Source organism: Parasphingorhabdus sp. (genome assembly GCF_036568145.1).
GTDB lineage: Bacteria > Pseudomonadota > Alphaproteobacteria > Sphingomonadales > Sphingomonadaceae > Parasphingorhabdus.
This window is the reverse complement of record NZ_DATCTC010000014.1, coordinates 1-18776: the sequence shown is the minus strand read 5'-3', so window position 1 is coordinate 18776 and position 18776 is coordinate 1. Positions and strand designations below refer to the sequence as shown.

General features: G+C 49.6%; 17 protein-coding genes. 5 read left to right on the top strand and 12 right to left on the bottom strand.

All coding sequences use genetic code 11. The features are described from left to right. Window positions 1-141 precede the first annotated feature (141 nt). Together VIN76_RS03530 and VIN76_RS03525 are read left to right on the top strand one after the other, a co-directional pair. Entirely contained in the window at window positions 142-342 is a 201-nt protein-coding gene (locus VIN76_RS03530) for a hypothetical protein (protein WP_332040441.1), read from the top strand. A gap of 25 nt (window positions 343-367) precedes the next feature. Then, window positions 368-811: a DUF2147 domain-containing protein gene (locus VIN76_RS03525; protein ID WP_332040440.1), complete on the top strand. Its 444-nt coding sequence runs from the start codon at window positions 368-370 to the stop codon at window positions 809-811. A 676-nt stretch (window positions 812-1487) separates the two neighbouring features. Here the strand turns inward: VIN76_RS03525 and VIN76_RS03520 are convergent. From VIN76_RS03520 to VIN76_RS03500, 5 genes are all read right to left on the bottom strand, one after another. After that, window positions 1488-3770 (bottom strand): hypothetical protein, encoded by a 2283-nt coding sequence (locus VIN76_RS03520; RefSeq protein WP_332040439.1) that lies wholly within the window; start codon window positions 3768-3770, stop codon window positions 1488-1490. A 199-nt stretch (window positions 3771-3969) separates the two neighbouring features. Then, on the bottom strand, window positions 3970-4323 hold the full coding sequence (locus tag VIN76_RS03515; RefSeq protein WP_332040438.1) for a hypothetical protein: 354 nt from the start codon (window positions 4321-4323) through the stop codon (window positions 3970-3972). 320 nt (window positions 4324-4643) lie between these two features. Continuing rightward, entirely contained in the window at window positions 4644-7874 is a 3231-nt protein-coding gene (locus VIN76_RS03510; protein WP_332040437.1) for a TonB-dependent receptor domain-containing protein, read from the bottom strand. A 303-nt stretch (window positions 7875-8177) separates the two neighbouring features. Continuing rightward, window positions 8178-8804 carry a TetR/AcrR family transcriptional regulator gene (locus VIN76_RS03505; RefSeq protein WP_332040436.1) on the bottom strand — a complete coding sequence of 209 codons (627 nt, stop codon included), beginning with the start codon at window positions 8802-8804 and terminating at the stop codon, window positions 8178-8180. A 175-nt stretch (window positions 8805-8979) separates the two neighbouring features. Next, on the bottom strand, window positions 8980-9816 hold the full coding sequence (locus VIN76_RS03500; RefSeq protein WP_332040435.1) for a metal-dependent hydrolase: 837 nt from the start codon (window positions 9814-9816) through the stop codon (window positions 8980-8982). A 351-nt stretch (window positions 9817-10167) separates the two neighbouring features. Between VIN76_RS03500 and VIN76_RS03495 the strand changes: the two genes are divergently transcribed. The 3 genes from VIN76_RS03495 (at window position 10168) to VIN76_RS03485 (ending at window position 12489) form a co-directional block, all read left to right on the top strand. Further along, window positions 10168-10710, top strand: coding sequence for an RNA polymerase sigma factor (locus VIN76_RS03495; RefSeq protein WP_332040434.1), 543 nt, complete (start codon window positions 10168-10170; stop codon window positions 10708-10710). Then, window positions 10707-11738: a FecR family protein gene (locus VIN76_RS03490; protein WP_332040433.1), complete on the top strand. Its 1032-nt coding sequence runs from the start codon at window positions 10707-10709 to the stop codon at window positions 11736-11738. The genes VIN76_RS03495 and VIN76_RS03490 overlap by 4 nt, the downstream gene beginning before the upstream one ends. A gap of 196 nt (window positions 11739-11934) precedes the next feature. Then, window positions 11935-12489, top strand: coding sequence for a DUF2147 domain-containing protein (locus tag VIN76_RS03485; RefSeq protein ID WP_332040432.1), 555 nt, complete (start codon window positions 11935-11937; stop codon window positions 12487-12489). A 106-nt stretch (window positions 12490-12595) separates the two neighbouring features. On the opposite strand, the gene VIN76_RS16245 is transcribed toward VIN76_RS03485, so the two are convergent. The 7 genes from VIN76_RS16245 to VIN76_RS03455 all read right to left on the bottom strand — a co-directional run bounded on the left by VIN76_RS16245 (window position 12596) and on the right by VIN76_RS03455 (window position 18601). Beyond that, window positions 12596-12739, bottom strand: coding sequence for a transposase (locus tag VIN76_RS16245; RefSeq protein ID WP_414696270.1), 144 nt, complete (start codon window positions 12737-12739; stop codon window positions 12596-12598). Window positions 12740-12904: 165 nt separating this feature from the next. Then, a complete protein-coding gene (locus tag VIN76_RS03480) occupies window positions 12905-13789 on the bottom strand; it encodes a DUF5681 domain-containing protein (protein WP_332040431.1) in 885 nt (294 codons plus the stop codon). Beyond that, window positions 13786-15141: a DNA methyltransferase gene (locus VIN76_RS03475; RefSeq protein ID WP_332040430.1), complete on the bottom strand. Its 1356-nt coding sequence runs from the start codon at window positions 15139-15141 to the stop codon at window positions 13786-13788. The genes VIN76_RS03480 and VIN76_RS03475 overlap by 4 nt, the downstream gene beginning before the upstream one ends. 950 nt (window positions 15142-16091) lie before the next feature. After that, entirely contained in the window at window positions 16092-16961 is an 870-nt protein-coding gene (locus VIN76_RS03470) for a DUF1295 domain-containing protein (protein WP_332040429.1), read from the bottom strand. Between the two features lie 101 nt (window positions 16962-17062). After that, on the bottom strand, window positions 17063-17617 hold the full coding sequence (locus VIN76_RS03465; RefSeq protein ID WP_332040428.1) for a lipocalin family protein: 555 nt from the start codon (window positions 17615-17617) through the stop codon (window positions 17063-17065). Window positions 17618-17666: 49 nt separating this feature from the next. Continuing rightward, complete coding sequence (locus tag VIN76_RS03460; RefSeq protein WP_332040427.1) at window positions 17667-18350, bottom strand: ChrR family anti-sigma-E factor; 684 nt, start codon at window positions 18348-18350, stop codon at window positions 17667-17669. Further along, window positions 18347-18601: a sigma factor-like helix-turn-helix DNA-binding protein gene (locus tag VIN76_RS03455; RefSeq protein ID WP_332040426.1), complete on the bottom strand. Its 255-nt coding sequence runs from the start codon at window positions 18599-18601 to the stop codon at window positions 18347-18349. Before VIN76_RS03455 ends, VIN76_RS03460 begins: the two co-directional genes overlap by 4 nt. Between the last annotated feature and the right edge of the window lie 175 nt (window positions 18602-18776).

Here is an 18776-nt window from a genome sequence, read left to right as displayed (position 1 = left end):
GCCCCTTTTTTCGCTGGGGGGCACAACCTCGGGCCGGTGCACTGTTTCTCCAATCAGTCATCGGTCCGTTTTTTCGGGGATATCAAAATAGCAAGCGTGACACGCAAAACTACCGGCAGAGCAATTATAAACAGGTGTACAATGCTTTATGAACTATTTGTATCGCGCAACACCAAAGCAAAAGACAATCGCGAACTGAATAATATCATCAATAGATATGGTGAGAACACGATAGAGGAACTTCGCAAAAGAGCGAAAGACCAGTCTCTATCGCTGCGAGACCGCAGACATTGGCGCCGGTTGCTGCGCCTTGCAAATTCTTCATCGCTTGATCTGGTCTAAAAGCTTTCGAATAGTGAGAAATAACATGAAATACCTTACATCAGCCATTATCCTAATTTGCGCCGCGGGGGCAGGGGCCTCTGCTCAACCGAGCGAGGGCAGCGGCACACGTTCAATCACGGGCCTATGGTCAACCGGCAGCCAAGGCGGACGCGTCGAGCTTTACCGTTGCGGCACGTCCATCTGCGGCAAGGTCGATGATGCCGCCCCGCTAAGCACCAATCCAGACCAGCGTGATGTCAAGAATCCGGACCGCACATTACGCAATCGGCGGCTCAAGGGGCTGATCGTATTATACGGTTTTACTGGAGGGCCAAAGGAATGGAAAGGCGGGCCGGTCTACGATCCCGAAACCGGCGAGGGCGCGCCGAAAGGCTATCTGACATTACGGGCAGATGGCAAGCTGGAAGTTAAGGGCTGCAAGGCGGCGATCTTTTGCAAAACTAAGATGTGGACGCGCGTGCGGTGAAGAGGATGATGGCTATGTAGTGCAATGCGGTGCTACAATCCTGCAAATGATGTGGAGAGTTGCGAGTTTGAGGTAACTATTCCGGAATTGAAAACTGCTGGATAGGAGGTCTACCATTCAGCTATTTTTTCAATATCAAACGGTTGACGAAGGTGAAGCCAGTTTATAGCAGAGAAATCGTCACTCAGTCCCGTTCATTTGGAACTACGCAGCGCACAATTTTTCTTGTTTTTCAGCATCGCACAGTGATCTGAGCTTTTCAGCACCCGCTATTTGACTAGCGACGGTAATCATTTTCTTCAGATTGGTTTATTTCCAGTTGGTTCACCAGAACATCGTATCCGAGCGGAACACCGTCTCTTATCCACAAATCTTTCTGTTTTTGCCGCTAAGGCTTTGTAGTATATGCGTTCGTAGGTGATTCTGAATTCAAACTGCGCGAAGGATAAAGAAGTTTCATTGGAAGATATTGCACGAGTGATACCTCATAAGCATCAGGAATATCCATTATCTTAGCAAAGCGAGTATAGCTGACCATAATTTATGAACAATCAGCAATGCTTAAAGTCCGGTTTTTTATGCCATTGATAAAGCCAGCAGTAATATGAGCAGCCCAGATAGCAGTTCTGGTTGGTAGGGTTTTACAATATTTATTATACGGATGTGGAATATATGATTAAAATCGCTTGCGTAACGAAACCTGAGCCGTGCGGCCGAGTGGATTTATATCGTAACGCCTATATCCGGCAGGAATACTCCCATTGCTTAGGACAACTTGACGGTATGAGTCGAACAGGTTTCGGATGTCGAACGAAATATTCAGGTCCGAAAGCCATGAAGGCTTTTGCGAAGTCGAAAACAGGCGATCTGGTTCTGCGAACAAACGTAGATTCATAGTCGTCACTGCTTTGTGATGAAAATCACGCGCACTACCGGGATTGGCGGGGCTACGTAGCCGGAACCCACTTTGCCAGCTTCCACTAACGACGCCCCCGACACCAGAGCGCCCGACCGTCAACTGGAAACGAACCTGATGACGGGACTGCCCCGTGTCGCCACTCAGCCGATCGATCGGAGGAATGCCGGGCCGGGTTAGAAGATCACTTCTCAGAAGCCAGCCATGACTAACAGAAAAATTTACGCGCCAAGGTGCCGTAGGGGCCTCGGCGCGCGCTGTCTGTCCTGCTGCATCTGTTCGCCCTCTCCCTTTCGGTGTCAGTGTAATGATCAGACCGTTATTTAACTGTTCGTCGATGTCATGGACGATATTGATCGCGCGAGCATCAACCGATAACAAGTGTCCTGACGCATCACGCTGTATCCGATCCGGAAAAGCGAACTCAACGACGGGCGTGAAAGCGGGAAAAGCGCCAACACCTCCTGTCGAGATATGTCTTTGATACTCAGACGTCAGCGTCAATATTGGACGAGCCAGCGGACGAATCGTGGCGCTCAGCGAATAGAGGTTTTGCTTGCCGCGATTCAAGTCGGGATTGCCACCGGTTATCCAGAGCACATCCGCAATTTCTTCGCGGCGGAAGTCGTAGATACGCCGAATTTCCTCGACATAAGGACCTCCGATTTGATCGGCGGTGGGGATCAACTGCGTAAAAGCAGCAGTTGCACGCAATTGCAATGCTGCAAAGGGCGACCAGTTGGCTCCTAGCTCAAAACGATTCCGCAACGGTGCGCCCGATGCCATACTGCCTGCTGCGGCGACATCGAGTGACATGTCGCCTAGCACGGAAAAACCTGCCGAGCCGGATTGTGAAATAGGGAGTGACAGCGATACCCGCGCATCAATCTGTTGCCGCCGAAACACGGTCTCGACCGGAAGTGTCGTTGCGACGCCACTGCTCTGGGTCAGCGACCAGTTGCGTGTGGCGTTGATCGAGATATTCGAAGTTACCGGCCCGGCAGGTAAAGTCAGTATCGGACGGTTCAGATTGATTTGCCCGGTCAGGTTTTCACTGCGCGACGACGATCGATCCGTCACAATATAGGAATTGGCGATCAACCGTTCGATGTCATTGTCTGACCAGGACCGGGAATAGCGCAGGGCGATATTGCTTTGCCAATCCGCGATGCTGCCGGTTAGTGTCGCAGACAGACCGATATTGTTCGTCTCCTGCTCGCCGCGCAACGCGCCATCGACCCCTCCCGGAAAGGCAGTCCCCAGCAATTGCTGTTGGCTGCGCCGGTTGACGTCCATATTGATCGCCCCGGTAAATTCGCCGAGCGGTCGCGCTACGCCAACATTCAGCGAAATGCTGTTCGACGCGGGCAACAGCGTGCGATGTGCGTCATCTCTGTCGAACCCGCGATCATCGACCCGATCGCTTTTGAGGAGGGCGTTGTCGCGGGACAGCTGGAAGCGCGCATTCCATCGCGAGCGTCCGGCGACCACAAAGCGACCGAGTGCGAATTGTCCACTTTCGCGCCCACCTGCGGTTGCGAATTTTGCGCCCGCTTCGGCTTGCCAAGAGGAAAAACTTTTCTTGAGCACCAAATTTACCACGCGCTGCCCGGAGCTATAGCCATAGCGCTCGGCAGCCTCCGGCTTTAATATTGCCAGCCGTGCCAAGGCTTCGGGTGGAAAACCGTTTACCCCCCCTGCGCCGTCGACACGTTGACCATTGACCAGCACGATCGGTTGCTCTTCGGGCCGTCCTGTCAAAGGGGTGATTTGCGACACCAGTTCGCCGATTGTTCCCGCGCCGTAGGTGTCGATATCGTCTTCGTCCAATTCGGTTTCCGATTCGACCCGTGCTTCTCCATAACGCGCGGTGACAACGATTTCTTCGATAGGTGGCGAATCGTTATCGTCGAGGTTTTGGGCGGCAATGGGAGCGCAAAACACTGTTGTTAGTAGAAGGATCAATAATGTCAGGAACACGCGGCCGAAACGAAGGTAGCTTTGATCTCGCGCCATGGCGGTAAGGAAGGATGCTGCGTTCATCCGGACGGGGTTCGTATCCACATGTACGTCATCTGTCGCCCCATCAGGGATTCTCCAGCATTAATGTTGTAGCCTTTTCTTTCCCGATTCAAGTGAATTGTAGCGGGGACATTGAGTATGGAAACAAGGGCTTGTTTCCAAAGCCGAAAAGGCCGCTTGTCCGAGTTATGCGGACAAGCGGCCCCTTGCGTTCACCCTATCAGGGGTAGGTGTAGGAAGCCGATGGGCTCGTCGAGACGGTGCCCTTCATGCTGCACGGCGAACCGCCCGGCGGGTCCGACGGAATGGTGTTGGAATGGCTGAAGCTCAGGACACCGCCGGAAAGCGTCGCCGCAAGGTCGCCGCGGCAATTGCCTGTGATACCAACCACCTGAACATCGTGGATCAGGATGCCGGTCGCGCTTGTCGCGCTCACATCATAGGGCTGTGCGGTAAACGCAACCGCGTTGCACAATGTGCCCGCAAGAGTGATGTTGTTGATTTCGGTGCCGCTCTGGGCGCGCCGGAACTCGAAATGGTTCCGTTCGAATTGGTCGTCGCGGTGAGCGTGCAATTTAGGGTGATACCCTTCTTCACTTCCACCAGACTCGGACCCACCCCTCCGGCGCCTGACGGGGAATAGGTTCCCGCCATAGCGGTTGCCGGAAATAGGCTTAATGACGCCAAAGCGCAGATCGAGATTTTTGTAAGATTTTTCATGACTTATCCTCTCCAATTTTGGTTTGTAATGAGAAGAAAAATTTCTTCTCATTATGTATGACGCGGGCCGATGCAAAGAGGGGGGATTAATATCCGTTTTTTTCGCGGCTTTATCATACACAAAAAAGGGCGCGTCCCGCGACGCGCCCAGGGAAGAGTCCTACTGATCTCCTTTTAAAATTTCTTGGTCACGCTGAAACCAAAGATGCGGGGGTCGAGCGTGAAGATATTCGCGCTAAGTCCGGTATCGTCGCTATTGGTGAAGGTGTTGGTGATCGGCGTGTTGTTGGTCAGATTCTTGACATAGATTTGCATCGAAAATTGCGATTCAGGCCGTTCGAGCGTCACCGCCAGATTGGCATTATCCCACGCGCGCAACCGGTCATATTCGGTATTGTATACCCGCGCATAGCTTTTCCCCTGACGGTAATAATCACCACGGAAGGTCAGGTTCCAGTCGTCGAGGAAGAAAGTATATTGTGCCCCAATGTTGAAGGTGATGCGCGGCGAGTTTGGTAGTTCATTCCCCTCCAAATCAGCATAGAAACCACGACCGCCGTTAGGAGCGTCGGTTAAGGGATTATATGTAAATCCAAGGAATTGATCATAACGAAGAAAGGTGTCTACCTCAGGATTGAAACTACCATAACGTGCTGATCCAGCACATAGCGCGGACAGCATCAAATCTCCCAAACCGCCGGGACCGGCAAAAAAGGACGACAGGATCGTTTCGACCTTGTCTTTTGGTGCGATGCAATTGGACGGCACGCCAAGCTGGGGCCGCACAACTACCCAATCCTCATTGCCCTGGGTACGGTTCATCACGTCGATCGATTGCGCGCCCTTGCCAATGCGGGTGCGCAGATAGCCAAGGCTTGAATCGACGCGGAAGTTGCGTGATGGCCGCCATGCCGCCTCCAGTTCCAAACCCCAGCTTTGGGCATCGAAATTTTCGTTAAGCGAGATCCGATCGACGATCTGTGATACCTGATAATCGGTATAGTCATAGAAAAATGCCGTGGCGTTGAGCGTCATCCGCCCGCCGTCAAAACTATTCTTCGTCCCGATTTCAAAAGCGTTGATATATTCCGGCTTAAACGTTTCCGCCAGTGGCTGATACTGGATCACCTTGGGGTCGATGTCGACGCGTGGCGGGTTCGATCCGCCGCCCTTATAGCCATGCGAGTAAGAGGCATAAACGAGCGTGTCGTTGGTGAAGGACAGTTGTGGCGACCAATCGACAACCAACCGCCCGGTAAAGGCATTCCACTCTTGGTTGATCGGCGGCAACGCCGGATAGCCACGGCTAACACGGCCACCGCTAGACGCGCCGCTATCGGTCCCGAAATTTTGCGCGCCGAGCAGTAACTGACTGGGGATCGGCGTCGATTTCTTTTTGTCATTGGTAAAGCGCGCGCCAGCGGTGATCTTCACATCGTCGGATGCTTGATAATAGGCTTCACCGAACAACGCCCACGACCGCGTCTGCACGACATTCTTGCTACGGAAATAATTATGCCCCTCGCCGTTGATCTGGTCGATCGGGTTCGGATCAACATAAACGCATTCGCGTGACTCATTGCCAGAATCGCAATTGCGGGTACTTAGTGCCTCGGTTGTCGGATCCTCTACGCGATTATAGAAATATTCGGCGAGAATACTGAACATATTGCTAAAGACATAATAGTCATCCTGCGATTTGAAGTTCAGCGCATTGGCTCCAATGCTGAAATTGAACGGACCCGAAAAGTCCGATTGCAGCCGCAATTCCTGTGTCCATTGGCTGTTACGCGACTGGCTCAGATCGACTGCAAGCATTCTGTCCGATGGGCCGAGCTGTGGATCGGTATAGACACCACCGGGGGTTGGGCCCAGTGCATTCAGCGGCTCACCAAAAATGTCGACAAGCCCCGGATCGCTCGAATCTGCAAACAGGGGAGCGGAAACGAAGCGGTTATAATCTTGCGATGAATAATATCGGTCGCGTGAATAGGCGGTTTGCGAGATGAGCCTCAAGTCGCCAAGCCCGGCTTCCAGATTGAGCTGGAACACATCATTCTTGGCCCGAAAAATCGGGTCATAGCTGGTGGAAACTTCCCTCAGATTGCGCGATTGCACCACATTGGCATAGGGATCGTTAAGATTATTGACAATCGTCACAGGCTTGACGCCGAGCATCGGATCGGGAACGTATCCCACACCGATCAAACCTGCCGTATAAACGAAAGCAAAACTGGACGCATTGGGTGCGCCAAAGGCGGCATCGTCATAGAGCGATCCGGCCACACAGCCCTGACTCAGTTTCCCGCGCAAATGGTCTGGAACCGCCGTATCGCCCACCATATCTGGCCCCGGGTCGCGGGTGCATAATTGTTTGCCGGTGCGCGACCGCTGATCATCCTCCTCGAAATGCTGCCAGATGAAATTGGCTTTGAAATCGTCATGCGGTTCCCACTGGGCCGATACTCGTGTCGACCACAGATCACGGTCATTGATCCGGTTTTGCGTGAAACTGTTATAATCGAAGCCACCGCGTTTGGTCATCGTGCCTGCCGCACGGACAGCAAAGTTATCGCTAAGCGGGACGTTAAGCATTCCGCTCAATCGCCGTGTTTCAAAGCTGCCAACCTCGCCCTTAATTTCGCCTTCGAAGTCATAGGTGGGCAGCGCGGGCAGGACGTTGACGACGCCGCCCGTCGCGTTGCGCCCATATAGCGTACCCTGTGGCCCGCGGAGCACTTCGATGCGTTCCAGGTCGAAGAATTCGGCTTCGAACAGACGGTTGCGGATCAACGGAGTGTTGTTGAAACTGACCGCTACGGCAGGATCGCTGGATGCCGAGATCGCTTTGGTCCCGATACCGCGGATCGTGAAATCATAACCGCTGAAATTGCTTTTGGAAAAATTGACGTTAGGGACGGCGCGCACCAGATCGGCCCCTGATTCCACTTTCTTTTCATCGAGCGCGGTGTCGGACAGCGCGGTAATCGCAATTGGCACATCGCCGATCCTCTCCACGCGCTTTTGCGCTGTCACGACAATTTCAACTTCCTCATTTCCCTTTCCGGGAGGGGGGGCGTTTCCCACCGGGGCCAGCACAAAGATTTTTCCGTCACGACGAAAGCTGAGTCCGGTTCCCTTTAACAGTACGCGAAGCGCGGTTTCGGGATCGGAGCTATTGACGTATCCGGCCGTCCGTTTGCCATTAACGAGCGCGGCGTCACTCATGATGGTCATGCCGCTTTGTATACCGAAATCGCGCAACGCACGGTCAAGCGATTGGGCAGGTATCCGATAGGCTGCGCTGCTTTCGCCCGCTATTGCCGTGCCACTAGACAATGCCAAGCTGCCCAGCGCGACGCTGCTTAAAAATATCTTACGTAAATTATTTGCTTGAAACCGCATGGTTCCTCTCCCCCATTATATTTTTTAGGGTTTGCCCCTATTGTTTGTGACGCCCGATCATAGGGTGTCATTCTATAATGACGCCGCCATTCTGATATAGGGGGGATGGATGCATAAAAATTGGTTGTCGAAACCTTATTTACATCCAAAAAGACATCTGGCGGGCCCGCAATAAATTGCTCATACAGTAAGTTCAAAATTGATATGGCTTTGGCTGTTCTGCGTCAACAAAGAGATATAAAAGACGAATTGCTTTTTGCGAAGATACGGAAGCATTCGCTTGCGACGTTGCCGAGCTCAACTCTAGTCGACTTTCCAGCTCGCGGCTATTTTATCGAAGACCATTTCATTTAGCGCATTCTTACCCTCCGGAGCGGTATCATTCTCCGTTAAAATTGGCTGGAGGATTTTCCCGATTAAACCCTCACCGATTGCGGTAATCGCGACTTGGTAGACAATTTGGGGGGCAAGATTTCGGGCCGACGGTTCAGGCATGTATTTCGTCAATTTATCTGACACAAGGTTTCTTATGGTTTCGAGAGGTTCGACAAGATAAGAGAGCTTGGTTGTCTGCGTCGATAGGACAATCCAGGCGAGAATTTTGGCATATCGCTCAGAGGCAATTATCGCATAAACGGCTTGAAGCGCTTGTTCGATATTTTGTTCCGGGGAGGTATCATTGTGAGACAAGGCTTCGGCCAAGTCATTTGTCAACCGTTCCAATACCCGATTGACCAAGGCTTTATGAATTTCTTCCAAACTACCAAAATGATGGTGTGCAGTGGATTTTGCAATTTTGGCTGTCGTAGCAATTTCCTGAAATTTCAGATCAGCAGGGCCCTGGTGCAGCAGTATGTTCTCTGCGGCATCGAGAATTTCGTCTCGCGCTGTCTGAGGGCTGCGCCGCCGTCGTTTTGGCGCATTAGTCATGCGGTTTCCTTGAATATAATGAATTTGAATGATTCATACCGCACCTTACCACAAGTGGACACAAAAAAGGCTGCACCGTGATGCAGCCCTAGTTGGGTGTCGAAAGAATGGTCTTCGGAGGAACTTTCAGGAGTATTGTCTTGCCCGAAAACCTTATTATCCGATCGACGGGAACTTATGCATAGGCTTGACCATCGCCCAGGACATGCTGTTCGGTCCTTGCAACTTTGCTACGATTATCATGATCCCATGGATGGAAACTGGGCTTGAAATAGCTAAGCCAAGGCAAAGCCATCCGGCGATATAGGCCAGGTTTGCCAAACAGGAACTTGGCCACCTGCCACCATACTTTTGGCGAACGGGACAGCCCCCGATCTTTAAGCATGACAGTAATATGGCTCAGAATAAAATAATTAAACAAAACCGTGCTGATGAGCATGGACCGGCACCGGAGAAAATAATCCTTATTCTTTGTCACGGCCTTTAACGTATCAAATGCAACGCCTTTATGTTCCGCTTCTTCCATCGCATGCCATAGCCACACTTTCTGGTAATTAGAATCGGCGCCATCCAAGTAAGCGGGATCGCTCATCATAAGATCAGACATCATTGCCGTAAAATGTTCTAACGCACAGGTGGTCGCTAATTGGCGGTTTTTATTCAAATTTCGGCGGACCCAATCCATTCGTTTTTTGATGCCTGCGTCCAGCTTTGTCGCACTGTAACCTTGTAAATCCAATTGCTTATTATACTCAATATGCTCGCGCGTATGCACGGCTTCCTGCCCGATAAAGCCTTTTATCTGTTTCTTGAGAACGGGGTCATCAATCTGTTTTTGAAAATTGCGGACGCTGTCGATGAAGAACTTTTCACCTTCAGGAAACATGATCGAAAACGCGTTAAAGATAATCGTCTTGACCGGGTCACCGCCATGCCAGTCGCGTTCTGCTGTCTTAAAATGGAAATGTTCATTTCGGGGCTCCAAAACCATTGACTTGGAAATAGCATTCATTGGCTCACTCCTCACTACTATCGAATCGTTGTTCGATAGCTATACTCTTATCGAATATTTATTCAATAGTCTTTGTATTTTTTGTTTTCTGCCCTACAGTGCTCTGCATAATATCGTCGGACTGTCTGAATAGTTCTTGGCAGGGGAGTTAAGCGTTGTCGCTACGCATCCTAAACACAGGTCAAATGGCACAACTGGAATCGATGAATTCATTCCGAAAATTCGCCATGGGCATGCTGCGGTTTCATGGGGTTCTCTTTATCAATCCCCCCGACCTTGATCCGTTAACGTCTATACAATCAGAGCAGCCCTTAAATGCTGACGGGGGCCTCTCTGGAAGGAGCCGGAATAGTGGCCAGATCCTTGAGCTTAATTTCAATCGCTCACAAGCAGATGGACGAGTTTGATCTTTCAGTCTGGACGGTGCGGCTTGGCCCTGCCTTAAAACGCTATTTCATGCGGCGAGTGGATATCAACGAAGTGGACGATCTGGTTCAAGAAGTCCTTGTCTGCATGCAGAAGGTAAAAGAAAAAAGCCGGATTGAAGATCCAGAGCGTTATATGTTCACGGCAGCTCGCAACATATTAATCAATCACTATCGTCGAAGCAAAGTCCGGTTCAGCAAATTTCATGATTCGCTTGATGAAACTGTTGAGTTGCCGGATCATATTTCGCCCGAACGTATCGCTATCGGTAAGCAAGAATATGAACGGGCAATTTCAGCGATTCAAAATTTACCTCCCCGCGCCCGAGCTGCTTTTCAATTGCACAGGTTCGAACATATGACTTATCAACAGATTGCCCAGCATATGGGCATTTCGAAAGAGTCAGTGAAAGAGCTTATGCACCGGGCTCTTTTGCATATCGCCAAAGAAATGGAATCAGATCAGTGACGGAGACGTATGCCTCAAACGATGACACGCCGCTTGCTGCTGCTGCGCATTGGTTTAACATACACCAAGCGGAAGAAGTAAGTGCTGCTGATGAAGCCATGTTCGAGGCTTGGCTGGCACGCGAACCCGAAAATTACAGGGCGTATAAACAATTGGAACGCCAGTGGGCGATAATGGGTAGTGTCGCAGAAGATCCCAGGGTTTTGGAAACGCGAAAGCATGACCGGGAAAATTTTCGTGCACCCTCCAGATGGCGTCACCTGGCGGCGATTGCTGCAATATTGATTTTTATGGTTATATCGGGTTGGGCAATTCATAACTCTGGTTTTTTTGAAAGCACCATCGGTTTCTCCGATCACAAGACGCAGATTGTCCGGAGCGAGGTGGGGCAGCGTGTAGCGATGACATTGGCTGAAGGATCAGTGGTCACGCTCGACACAGATTCCGAGGTTCATATTCTCGATATGGAGAAAACACGCACTCTCCAACTTGTTAAAGGCCGCGCATTTTTTGATGTAGCGAAAGATCCATCTCGACCTTTTATCGTGCAGGCTGGAAGCAAAACAGTTGAGGCTATCGGAACATCTTTTTCTGTCCGAATGAACGAAGATGAAGTGACCATCGTTCTACTGGAAGGCAAGGTTCACGTAGAGCAAAAGAAATCACTCACCCATGCGCCCCGGCAACTGGAACTTACTGTTGGTCATGAGCTGGTGGTCGGTGATGAACCACAATGGAAAATCCGCAAGGTTGACGCTCCACGCGAAACGAGCTGGATGACAGGGCGACTTACTTTTCTGGATAAACCTCTTGTGGAGGCAGTAAAAGAGATGAACAGCTATTCCAAACGCAAACTGGTATTTGAAAATGACATTGTTCCCAGTCAGCGGATTGTCGGGGTATTTGAGACCGGTGATGTGGAGGCATTTGTAAAGGCAATTGAACTGAACGGAGCCGCAAAAATCGTTTCGCAATCTGATGAAAAGATCATTTTGGCAGCTACCAGAAATATAGAGAAATTCGAATAATTCCTTCAATAAATATTGAATAAAATAGCCATTAGTGATGCAAGTTATGGAGATTCAGAGCTATAAAACTCACCTTTTCTGGGCAATATAAACTCCAATCCCCCCGATCAGTAAAAGACCACGTCTATCATATTACAAAGCTAAAAATTCAAGGCCACGGCTCCCTAAAGCTAGGGAATGGGCTTGAGACGTACTGATGTTTATGACCAATGTGAGAAAATGTATGACACTAGAACTACGCTCATCAAGCAACACGCAGTTCAATATGCAGGACTTACATTTACTTAAAAGCAGGAGAATAACCCGATCTTTCGGTTCAACTATCAAGTCCATCGTTTTTGCCGCAATTTGTGCTCTTCTGTTAAGCCCCGCAGCAGCAGCGAGCAGCGAGCTTGATCCCACAGGCTTCTGGAAAACTGAAAAGCGTAGCGGGGTGGTGGAGATATTTCGCTGCGGCAATGCCTTTTGCGGACGGGTCGTAGATGCTGCGGTTCTTCGCAAAAATCCAAAGCAGACAGATGTCAAAAACCCTGATAAATCTTTACGTAGCCGTGCGGTTAGAGGATTAGTCGTACTCAAGAATTTTACTGGCGAATCTGACGAATGGTCTGGCGGACCGCTTTATGATCCTGACACAGGCGATAGTGCCCCAAGCGGAAGATTACGTCTCCGTGATGCGAATACACTCGAAGTACGTGGTTGCATCGCACGTTTCTTTTGTCGGACCCAAGTATGGTCACGTCGCCGCTGATAATAAGGCCGGATACCCTGGAAGCCTGTGGGCAGCAAGTGAAGCAGCGAAGGAACTCGTCGGCGGAAAGCCTCATCACTTGCTGGCGGTCAGCGTCGGATCTGAGCTAATCCTTGAAGCGGAGGGTAGCCCCGCGTTGATTGAAGTATATAAGCCGACTGTTCGAGACCGCGACCAAGCGTATGTAGCGCAACAGAAAGGTCAACACGGCCTCGGGTCCGGTGAGCGGCAGTTTTACATAGACCAACATCGTTTCTTCCTGACCAGCGTGAAATGGAGCAGTAAGGCGCGGCAATCGTCGAGTTGCGCCAGTCTGCCAAAGAAAGTGAACCTGCCAGCATCATAAAGCTGAATCAGCTGAGCCAGAGACAGCGGGCGCAACAGGTTACTGAACACGCAGAAATGTATCCGAACGTTATGCCTTCGGTTGAATGCGACCATCAGACCATTCAAATCCCAGCTCATCGAACGAGAATATCTTTGGCTTTAATTTGTTTTTTGCGATGGGGCTAAATGCCAGTCCGATTTCTTCCGCGCGCTCATTCAAATGTGCTTCCCATCTTTTTCGCGAACCCACTGCGTATGATAAAATATGATCATCATAGTCGTCAGGCTCCTTTCTCAGGCGCTTAGGAAGCGTGAGGTTCATATGAAGATAAATAACAAAATACAGCCCTATATGATCAAGAGGCCCACGCTCGAGCATTTCCTCTATTTCGCCGGTGTAATATGCCATCTCGTATGATAGATCACGCAGCTGCATTTTCTTGTAGAACCAATGCTGATCCTGCTTGTCCATCGGCCCTGTGAATTCAACTTCCAGATCAGTGTATTTCAGAATTATATCTTCCGGATGCGGAAGGGGGTTAGGTTCTGGCAATCCTTCTTTCTTCGCCCGCGCTATTTCAGCCCGTTTACGGTTCTGGTAATCCGACCAGAAATCAAATCTGTCTTGTTGTTCCGCGCGATATTGCTCGTCTTCTGTTTTAACATAATCAAGATAGACACGCATGGCCATCGGACCACCTTTAATGGCTGCTAAACCCAATGCGCGTATAACAGCTTGCGTGAAAGGGACTTGTGTCTGCTTTTCTCCCTCTCTTATGGAAACTGGCCGCAAAGCCTCCGTTCGTATAATCTCACGCGTTGGATGTCTCGCTGGATGATAAACTGGTTCAGATGGCTTTTTCTTGCGTGGCCGACCCTTGGGGTTTCCAGACTGCCCCTTTTGAAATTGTCCTGACCTGGGAGGTTTGGCGTAGCCGACGTCATAGTCTGACGCTTCAGTTTTCCTGCTCATAGCTGGACCTCCAGTTCCGGTGTCTCTGACGGTTTCTGTTCGATCTCTGAAAAACTCTCACCAGTTGTGACTAACAAAGCGTTCTGGCCTGTCATTTTCTCCCAGCGCCGGATGATGGTATCGCAATAGAGCGGATCATATTCGATGAGTCTTGCATGTCTTCCGGTGCGCTCTGCAGCTATAAGCGTCGAACCGGAGCCACCAAACTGGTCCAGAACAATCTCCTTGCGGCGCGAGCAGTCCTTGATCGCGTCTGCAACCAGTGCCACCGGCTTGACGGTGGGATGCATAGCGAGCGCTTCATCGCGTTCTTTGCTTCTGGAAGTCATACCGGCATATTCCCAGACATTGGTGCGGTAACGACCGGTTTCTCCAAGCCCAAAGCTATTAGTATGCGCCGCAGTCCCTTTTTTGAATACAAATATGAGTTCATGCCGCGAGCGGTAAAAACTGCCCATGCCGCCATTATTTTTGGCCCAAACGACAAGGTTTTTCATCTCGTCAAATACTGCAAGTCCGGCATCGAGCATCTCACTCATGTGCCGCCAGTCCATGCAGACAAACGCGATAGCGCCGTCTTTAGCCCTTGCTGTAGCAGGTCTAAGCGTTTCGATCAAAAATTGCGTGAAATCGTCTTTGCTCATTTCCCCGCTGGCAAAGGCAAATTCACGGTGCTGATGCTTGCCAAGACCGCTGACATGACCATCGATGGGAACATTATAGGGCGGATCGGTGAAGATAAGATCCACAGTCTCGCCGCTGAGCAATTTTTCATACGAACTATTACTGCGGGCGTCGCCGCAAATCAGACGATGATTTCCTAATTGCCAGAGATCGCCCAATTTTGTGATAGCGTGATCACCGATCTCCGGGATTTCGTCATCCTTGTCTTCTTCGTTGTCTTTTCCTAGCTCAATTCCATCGATTGCCATATCAATTTCTGAAATGCTGAAACCTGTTATCTCGACATCAAAATCAAGATCACTTAAACTCTTCAGCTCCATCCCAAGCAATTGCTCATCCCAACCAGCGTTTAACGCGAGCTTATTATCCGCCAGAATATAAGCACGCTGTTCTATTGGAGTGAGATGTGACAACGTAATGGTAGGCACAGACGTCCAGTTCAAGAGTCTGGCTCCTTCGACGCGGCCATGCCCTGCAAGTATTTCATACTTGTCATTGAGCAGAACTGGATTGGTAAATCCGAACTTCTCAATGCTTTGGGCGATTTGTTTGATTTGCTTTTTACTGTGCGTACGAGCGTTGTTTTTTTGCGGGGGCAAGTCTGCAATTTTGCGCTGTATTATTTTCTCAGCAGATATGGGCTGAGCGCTATCTGGTTGGCTTGACATATGAAATCCTCCCTAAAAAGTTAATGATCTGGCACCCGGATTAAACAAAGCATTCAATCTGCAAGAAAACTCATATTTCTTCCTAGCTGTATGTTCATGTAATGTTCCTTGATTAGCATGAAAACTTTCGAGGTGTTAGGTGAAGATAACCACTGTTTGTAATTTTTCGGGGATAAACTGGTGGATAAACTCGTGGATAAACAGGGGTGTACTCTGAAAATTAATCAGCCAGACCTCATTTCGTTACGGCAGAACATTATCCCGGATAATGGCAATGATGGTCCCGCAATGCGGCGCTACAATCCCGTGAATGAAGCGGAGCGTTCCAAGTTTGATGGCAAGTATCCCAGTATAGCTTGGCGATATCCCGCATTAGGCATAGCAAATCCCATGTCTGGACCGCGATATCCCACGTAATTCAAAAATATCCCGGAATTGAAAACTGCTGAACAGGGAGTGCTTCACTCAGTTGATTTCAATATTTCAGGATTATCGAAGTTTCGACCTCTTCAATATACTGAATTAAAAGCCTAAATCTAGAAAATGACAAACTGAAGCAGTGAAGGCCAAATGTACGGGAATGAGATCCGTTTAATCCTGTTTCCCTGTTCAGCGACGAAAATTCCCTGAAAATTTCTTAGGAAAATTCTATAATAGCCTTAGGAATCTGGGAGATCTGTGTGATGTTTTCGCGAATGTGCGCATGGAAAAGATCTGATTTCCCTGTAAATTTCTAATAACAGGGAAATCGTCAATGAGACCCGTTCGCTACAGACTGCGCCGCGCACCACCTTTTTTCTTTATATTACTGAATTGCGGCATTTACACGATGTAATGCCTTCGATTCCGTTATCAGAGACCATTTGGTGGATAAGGGAGTGATAAGTTGCTCTCATGCTTAGTCTGGTCAGACTGCACTAAAATTCAAAACATACCAGTCCAACCTGTATTTAGCGCTGCTTTGGCCATTTAGGGATCAATATTGGCACAGAAGCGCAATATTCGACATATTCTTTCTCGTGGCCCCACTTCATTTTGGCATGAGCCTCCAGCTTCGGAATTCCGCTTATTCGAATAAGCAGAAAAGCCACAAATACTGGCGAGATAATCGTGACCCATTGCCAGCCTGTGAGCACGGGCAGAGAGGCTATTGAAATTCCGGTCCAAAGGACGATCTCGCCAAAATAATTAGGGTGCCGTGACCAGGCCCAGATGCCGGAGGAAATGAAGCGATCCTTATTCTCGATAGACCTACGGAATTTCAACTTTTGCTGATCGGCAATTACTTCGATCAAAAATCCTGCAATCCAAAGCGCAATACCAACAAAGGCGAAAATATCGAAAGGCAACCTCTTTTCATTGGTAATGATCACTAACGCGCTCGCGATGGTTAAATACACCCAAGTGCCCTGTAAGGTCCAAGTCAGGAAAAAACGAGATGGCGAGGTTTTGATGGAATCAAACCGGCGATCCCCTCCGTCGGCGCGAACACGCATGAATAGAAAAGGCCCCAGACGCAAAGCCCATATCGCAACCATGCTGGCTATCAAACCGGATCTTAAATCGAGAGGGGCCGAGAAAATACAGGCTACGGTTATTAGCGTTAAATAGGTTAGAGAACCCGTCAGATCATAGAATTTTTCGGTTTTATATATATTTGCAGGAATGAATACCGCCCAGTTTATCGCGAAGGCTAATATTCCGCAAAGCAAGAAAACAGGCATTGAACCAACCAGGGTGCCGCCTTGGCTGCCGCCGATGCCAACCAGACCTGCTACTAAAAGCGCAATAAAAATGGCGAAAAACAGTTTCAAGTTCATCGGAAATCTCCTGCAGATGGTTTCGCTGTTTGCTCATAGTCCGATTTACGACGAACCACTCGTTTTTGATCATAAAACCTAAGATCAATCATCTAATGATATCAAGGCTGTTTCGTGGTGCGAATTAAGTCAAGGTTGTAACCTAGCTCTGCAACACGCTGTAAAATAGTGGATTTGGTTTCCTGGCTTGGGTTCGCTGTCCTGGAGAGCATCCAAAGATATCTTCCGCTTGGCTCTCCAACGATCGCCCAATCGTAATTCTCATGCCGGTCCAATATCCAGTAATCACCATAAAATGGTCCAAAGAATGAAACCTTCAATTTGGCATTCTGGCTGTCTTTGACAATTTTGGCTTTGCCCGTCGCCGTGCTCAACTTGCCATCGACCGAATTTTTACGGCATGTGTTGATCACCTTGATAGTCCCGTTTTCGTTCAAACTATAGTCGGCTGAAACGGCCTCACAGTCTTTCTGAAATTTAGCTTCGTAGCGGCCGATCTCATACCAACGTCCAAGATAACGGTTCAGATCGACACTTTTGGCGGGTTCAGGTATTGCTGAGTTCCCAACCGGTCCCGCACTGAAACTGGCGCAGCCAGCAAGCAGCGCAGACGCCGAAATAGCGATCAAGCCCGACAATGCTCGACGGTTTTTCATATCAATTCCTAGTAAGCCCAAAACTGAAAAGATATTGCTTCACAAAGCGCTATATGCCGATGACGGGCTTGAGAAGCCGCATTACAGGATTAGAGAATTTCAACCCGCCTTCAATAGCGACCAATGTAATGCACGCTTCCTTATCATCATCGATAATCGGTGTGTGCAAACAGGTTTCATCTTCGCGGTGCAGGTCTCCCCGGACATAACCGGTCTCGCCAACGTGATACCCACCTTGCAGGATCAGTGCCCATTCTTCGCCGTCATGGGTGTGCTGAGGAATTTTCATGCCCGGCTTGGCTTTCAGTAGATAGAGTTCTTCCCCGTTTTCATTTGCGATCGAGGCCCGTTCAACACCAAAGCCCAATTTTTTCCATCGCAAATTATTGCCTGAGCGTTCCAGATAATTGGCAAGCGGAGCGGGTAGCCAAGATTTTTGCGCTCTGCCGTCTATCTGCGCTGTGGGCTGTATCGGCGTCGCTGCAGGTTTCGGCAATTCGTCTAGCTTGCTCATCATGCGATCAAAAAAATTGTCCGAGATGGCTTCGCCCTGTGCTGATTCCAGCAAGGCACCGCCAACATTGTCCATCGCGGCCAAGCGATCCGTAAGTTCCGGTCTCAAGGCCGTCTGGCAGTCGATAAGCAGCCGTTTAGCCTGCGACAGACCGCCAGCACTATAGGATGCGAGCCATTCTTCATCAACGGAATGAAAGGTTGGCGATGTACTGTTCATTGGTCAACTCCACGATAAATTTCTAATTTTGATTTCATTTTCTTGAGCGACACGCGAATGCGGCTTTTTACTGTTCCCAGCGCTAAACCGGTACGGTCGGCGATCTGGCTGTGCGACAGACCTTCAAAAAACGCGAGATGCAGCATCTGTTTCTGATCCAACGGCAGCTTGGCGAGTTCCGCCTGAATTGCCCGTGCTACCTCAATTTGATCCAATGCTGCATCAGCGGTATCTACCGGAGCATCAGCCATGGTAGAAACAATGTCAGGGTCGGTAGGCTGCAGGCGATCATGCTTATGGAATGGCCCGCCTCAAGCGAAGCTGTCATTATGGGCTGGGGTACAAAATGAGGAGATTGTCATGAACAACACTAATATTGCTGTTTTGGGCGTGGATTTAGGTAAGAACATTTGCAGCCTCGCCGGC

Coding starts and splice junctions, on each gene's coding strand:
- VIN76_RS03480 (WP_332040431.1), bottom strand. CDS start 13,789: ATGAGCAGGAAAACTGAAGCGTCAGACTATGACGTCGGCTACGCCAAA.
- VIN76_RS03500 (WP_332040435.1), bottom strand. CDS start 9,816: ATGAATGCTATTTCCAAGTCAATGGTTTTGGAGCCCCGAAATGAACAT.
- VIN76_RS03525 (WP_332040440.1), top strand. CDS start 368: ATGAAATACCTTACATCAGCCATTATCCTAATTTGCGCCGCGGGGGCA.
- VIN76_RS03510 (WP_332040437.1), bottom strand. CDS start 7,874: ATGCGGTTTCAAGCAAATAATTTACGTAAGATATTTTTAAGCAGCGTC.
- VIN76_RS03520 (WP_332040439.1), bottom strand. CDS start 3,770: ATGAACGCAGCATCCTTCCTTACCGCCATGGCGCGAGATCAAAGCTAC.
- VIN76_RS03455 (WP_332040426.1), bottom strand. CDS start 18,601: ATGGCTGATGCTCCGGTAGATACCGCTGATGCAGCATTGGATCAAATT.
- VIN76_RS03460 (WP_332040427.1), bottom strand. CDS start 18,350: ATGAACAGTACATCGCCAACCTTTCATTCCGTTGATGAAGAATGGCTC.
- VIN76_RS03465 (WP_332040428.1), bottom strand. CDS start 17,617: ATGAAAAACCGTCGAGCATTGTCGGGCTTGATCGCTATTTCGGCGTCT.
- VIN76_RS03485 (WP_332040432.1), top strand. CDS start 11,935: ATGTTTATGACCAATGTGAGAAAATGTATGACACTAGAACTACGCTCA.
- VIN76_RS03505 (WP_332040436.1), bottom strand. CDS start 8,804: ATGACTAATGCGCCAAAACGACGGCGGCGCAGCCCTCAGACAGCGCGA.
- VIN76_RS03470 (WP_332040429.1), bottom strand. CDS start 16,961: ATGAACTTGAAACTGTTTTTCGCCATTTTTATTGCGCTTTTAGTAGCA.
- VIN76_RS16245 (WP_414696270.1), bottom strand. CDS start 12,739: ATGTTGGTCTATGTAAAACTGCCGCTCACCGGACCCGAGGCCGTGTTG.
- VIN76_RS03475 (WP_332040430.1), bottom strand. CDS start 15,141: ATGTCAAGCCAACCAGATAGCGCTCAGCCCATATCTGCTGAGAAAATA.
- VIN76_RS03530 (WP_332040441.1), top strand. CDS start 142: ATGCTTTATGAACTATTTGTATCGCGCAACACCAAAGCAAAAGACAAT.